We start from the raw sequence: 4,724 nt of genomic DNA on the forward strand, positions 1-4,724 counted from the left end.
TTGCCAACCCTTGCCGCCGTTCTGCGCGGCAGCGGCAGCGACCTTGGCGGCGGCACGGGCAGCGTCTTCCTTTTCCCGCGCGGTCAGGCGGCGGGCCACGGCCAGGAACTGGTCCACCGCGGCGCGGCCCTGCGGGCCATCGGCCGACACGGTGATCGTGTCACCCTGCTTGAGGCCCAGTTGCAGCAGGGACACCAGGCTTTTGGGATCGGCGCTGTCATTGCCGTGGCGGACGCGCAGCGCGGCGGGCGCGGCGCGTGCCGCATCCATCCAGGCAGAAGCGGGGCGGGCGTGGAGGCCTGCGGGATAGTCCACCGTCCACTGCGCGCTGTGGGCCAGATCGGCCACTGGCGCTGCGGATGTCGGGGCGGCGCCATCTTCGCCCAGGGCGCGGGCAATGGCATGGGGATCATCGCTGGCGATCAGCGCGGCCAGGCGTGCCTCGTCCTGGATCAGGCGGGTCAGCCGGCGCAGGATGGCGATGTGGCTGTCGGAACTGGCGGCAATGCCCACCACTAGTTGCGCGGTCTGTCCGGGGTTCCATTCCACCCCTTCGCGCAGTTGCAGCACGGCGATGCCGTCGCGCCGCACCAGGCCCTTGTCTTCGCCCAGGCCATGCGGGATCGCCACGCCGGCGCCCAGGAAGGTGTTGGCCACGTCCTCGCGGCGGACCATGCTGTCTTCATAGCCCGGCGCCACGCATCCGGCTGCCACCAGCATCTGCCCCGCCTGGCGAATCGCGTCTTCCTTGCTCGTGGCCGTGGCGGCGATGCGCACCAGAACGGCATCGCCAGCGGCTGCGCCATGTGGCGCATCTTCGGGCAAAATCGCGGGGTTGGGCTGCATTTCGCGCATCTCTCCTGGGGCCATTGGTCGGCGAGCTTGGGCCGCCGCTGTGTGTTGAGAAAACGTTTTCTCGTGAATTTTGTCAAGAGGCTTGCGTAAATGGGCGGATTGGGGCCATGCTTGCCACGAAAACAGGCCGAAGGGCCGGGGTTTTGGAGAGAACGTTTTCTGATGGCGGTGGGGATCAAGGATGTAGCGCGGGTGGCCGGTGTTTCGGCCGCCACGGTTTCGCGGGTGCTGGCGGGCAAGGCAGTGGACGCGGCCATGCAGGCGCGCGTGCTCGATGCGGTGAAAAGCACCGGCTATCGTCCCAACCTGGCGGCGCGGCGGTTGCGCTCACGGCATTCCAACGTGATCGGGCTGATCGTGGCTGATATCCGCAACCCGTTTTTCACCGCCGTCTCGCGCAGCGTGGAAACCGTGGCAGCCGCGCGCGGCATGCAGGTGATCTTGTGCAACACCGATGAAGATCCCGCCAAAGAGGCGATGTATCTTGACCTGATGCACCAGGAACGCGCTGCGGGTGTGATCCTGGCGCCCTCGCGCCAGCGCGTGGCCCGCACCGAATGGCCGGGGGGAGAGCGCCCGGTGGTCCTGATCGACCGCGCCATTCCCGGTGCCGATCTCGATTGCGTGCTGCTCGACAACGAACGCATGGCGGGCGTGCTGGTGGAGCATCTCCACGCCCAGGGCCATCGCCGCATTGCCGGCCTGTTCGGCGCGATGAGCACGACCGGCCTGGAACGCCGCGCCGGGTTCGAGCGCGCGGCCAAGGCCCTCGGGCTGGAGACGCAGGCGATCGCCGTGCCCCACAGCGCCGGCGAGGCCGAGCGCGCCCTGGCCGGCCTGCTGTCTGGCCCGCAGCGCCCCGATGCCGTGGTGGCAAGCAACGGGGTCATGCTGCTCAACGTGCTGCGCACCCTGCGCGCGCAGGGTCTGTCGGTGCCCAACGACATGGCGCTGGCCGGGTTTGACAACAACGACTGGATGGATTTCGTCGGCCAGGGCGCCAGTGGCGCGGGCGGGATCAGCGTGATCGAGCAGCCGGTCGAGGAAATCGGCCGCACTGCCACCACCATGCTGCTCGACCGGTTGGACAATCCGCGGGCGCCCACCCGCAAGGTGGTGCTCGCGGGCAAGTTGGTGGCGCGAGGTTAGACCACGACAACCTCGCGGGAAGGGCGGCGCACGCGGCTGGCGAGGCGCGCGCCAAGTTCCATCCCCGGACGCTCGACCAGGCGATAGGCATACCGCGCCACGGTCACGATGACGACGAGGTAGAGCACCGTCACGCCGTCCATGATGAACGGCGATTGCTTGATCGTGGCCAGATCGGTGCCGGGCACCACGGCGGGCGAGTGCAGCAGCTTGGCCACGACTTTCAGCACGTTGGCGACGACGAAGGCGATGAAGAAATGCACCATGTAGATCGAATAGGAGGTGCGCCCGAGGAACAGGCAGAACGGCTTTTTGAGGAGCTTGGCAACCGCGCCATCTTCGAACGAGACAGCCGCGATCACGAACAGGAACACGATCGGAGCCACCATGAACAGGCCATAGCCCGCGCCGAAAGTAAGCATGGCAAAGGCCGCCGCGATCGCGACGATCTGGAACGGCGTGGCCGGAATGCGCGAGAACGTGCCACGATAGTTCCACAGCGCCACGCCGATGAAGAACGAATAGATGCAGCGCGGTAGAAACGCATAGAAGCCCGGTTCGCCATCGGCATGGATCAGCCAGGCAAGCCCAAGCGCGATGGCAGCAAACTGGCACAGCCGCACGTGCCGCTTGGCCAGGAGCAGGATCAGCGCGAACAGGACATAGCTGACCAGCTCGACGCTGATACTCCAGCTCGGCCCGTTCCATTCCGATCCGGGAATCGGCAGGAAGCCGTTGAGCAGGAAGAAGTTGGCTGGAACGCCCGACAGTGTGCGATTTTCGCTGAACGGCGGCCGAGCCAGGGGCAGCGCGATCTTGTGCGAGAGAATATAGAGCGTGGTTTCAGCGCAGAGGAACGCGGCCAGCATGACGAGGTGGAGTGGCCAGACCCGGGCAATGCGCTTGATCGCGAAAATCTTGAAGTCTTGCCGGTTATGGATCTTGTCCTGATAGGCGCAGGCGATGACAAAGCCGCTCAAGACGAAAAAGAATTCCACGAACAGGAACGAATTGCGCACGTAGTGCCAGAAATAGATGTGGCTGCCCACTTGCAGGTGATGCAGCGCCACCGACAGCGCCGCGAAACCGCGCAGGCTGTCGATCGCTTCGAACCGATGGGGCGAGGGCCTGCTGCTGATGGCGACGTTCGAGATTGGCTCTTGTGCCATGGTCTAGCGATCCTGAAAGGGGGCAGGGATCAGTCGCGTCTCGGCTCTGTTGGGCGAGATTGCGGCAGGGCCATTTGCAAAGCATGCAAATAAAGGCCGATATGGCGTTCAGAATTGCTGATTATTATTTTTTAAAATCATTCTGATATAGCGGTTTTATAAGTCAAAGCTGCTGGCGGTCACAAGACGTGCGGCGGAAACCTGTAAAAAAGTTCATGTTTTTTTGAAATATTCAGCAACGTTGCTGATGTGTGCGGCATGATTCCAAACGCATGACGATTTTTTAATACCGAGGTCATGCGTTTTTGCCGGCCTTGCCGGCGCTTCGCCTTCCGCAACGTGCGCTTGGCCGCGCCTGCCGAAGCGGGCAGGCAGTCCTGCTGCGCGCAAAAGTTGCCCTTTCGTCTTCGCATTTGCACAAGACTTGGCCTAGAGAGGGCCGCATCGCCCGGCCAGGCCGGGCCCAGGCAGGAGAGATTCGCCCGATGAGCACCCAGACCCCCGTGATCGACAGCGCCCCCGCCGCACCCGCTGCGCCGGCGCCCAATCCGCAATCGGGGCAGCCGGTCACGCTCACTCGCTTTCTGATCGAGCAGCAGCGGCGGCCGGATTCGCCCTGTCCGCCGCAATTGCGCCTGTTGCTGGAAACCGTGGCGCGCGCCTGCAAGGCAATCAACTTTGCCATTTCAAAGGGCGCGCTGGGCGATGTGCTGGGTTCGCTGGGCAGTGAAAACGTCCAGGGCGAAGTGCAGAAGAAGCTGGACGTGATCGCCAACGACCTGCTGCTCGATGCCAACGAATGGGGCGGGCAACTGGCCGCGATGGCGTCGGAAGAAATGGAATCGCTCCATCCCATTCCGGGCCGTTTCCCCAAGGGCGAATACCTGCTGGTGTTCGATCCCATCGACGGGTCGAGCAACATCGACGTGAACCTGTCGGTCGGCACGATCTTTTCGGTGCTGCGCGCGCCCGAGGCCTGCGCCGGGCGCGACGTGGCCGAGGCCGATTTCCTGCAGCCCGGCACCAGCCAGGTGGCGGCCGGCTATGCCATCTATGGCCCGCAGACGCTGCTGGTGCTGACCGTGGGCACCGGCGTCTATGAATTCACACTGGACCGCGAGATCGGTTCGTGGCGGATGACCGACGGGCCGATGCAGATGCCGCGCGGCAACCGCGAATTCGCCGTCAACATGGCGCGCCGCCGCCAGTGGTCGCCGCACGTGGCGCGCTATATCGAAGAGCGCATTCAGGGCAGCGAAGGCCCCCTGGGCGTGGATTACAACATGCGCTGGCCCGCCTCGATGGTGGCCGACGTGCACCGCATCATCAAGCGCGGCGGGATTTTCCTCTACCCGGCCGATCACCGCAAGGGCGGTAGCGCGCGCCTGCGCCTGCTCTATGAAGCCAACCCGATGAGCATGCTGATCGAGCAGGCCGGCGGCGCATCGAGCAATGGCCATGCGCGCATTCTCGACCTGGTGCCCACTGGCCTGCACGAACGCGTCGGCGTGATCCTGGGCGATCCGGAAGAAGTCGCCGCCGCCAGCGAGC

The 4,724-nt window shown here is 64.8% G+C and carries 4 protein-coding genes; 2 read left to right on the forward strand and 2 right to left on the reverse strand.

What is annotated here, in order from left to right; genetic code table 11:
- Positions 1–846: HPr family phosphocarrier protein (locus H926_RS28110; protein WP_148291770.1), on the reverse strand; the 846-nt coding region annotated here is incomplete at its 3' end.
- Between the two features lie 171 nt (positions 847–1,017).
- Here H926_RS28110 and H926_RS0116115 point away from each other — a divergent pair.
- The gene (locus H926_RS0116115; RefSeq protein WP_022677236.1) at positions 1,018–2,004 is read left to right on the forward strand and encodes a LacI family DNA-binding transcriptional regulator; all 987 of its coding nucleotides are present in this window, start codon (positions 1,018–1,020) and stop codon (positions 2,002–2,004) included.
- Here the strand turns inward: H926_RS0116115 and H926_RS0116120 are convergent.
- Positions 2,001–3,173: an acyltransferase gene (locus H926_RS0116120; RefSeq protein ID WP_022677237.1), complete on the reverse strand. Its 1,173-nt coding sequence runs from the start codon at positions 3,171–3,173 to the stop codon at positions 2,001–2,003. The two genes, H926_RS0116115 and H926_RS0116120, sit on opposite strands and share 4 nt — an antisense overlap.
- A gap of 485 nt (positions 3,174–3,658) precedes the next feature.
- Here H926_RS0116120 and H926_RS33445 point away from each other — a divergent pair.
- Positions 3,659–4,724, forward strand: a 1,066-nt coding sequence (locus tag H926_RS33445; protein ID WP_202804745.1) for a class 1 fructose-bisphosphatase, incomplete at its 3' end; no start/stop codon positions are given.

Source organism: Novosphingobium sp. B-7 (genome assembly GCF_000410615.1).
GTDB classification, from domain to species: domain Bacteria; phylum Pseudomonadota; class Alphaproteobacteria; order Sphingomonadales; family Sphingomonadaceae; genus Novosphingobium; species Novosphingobium capsulatum.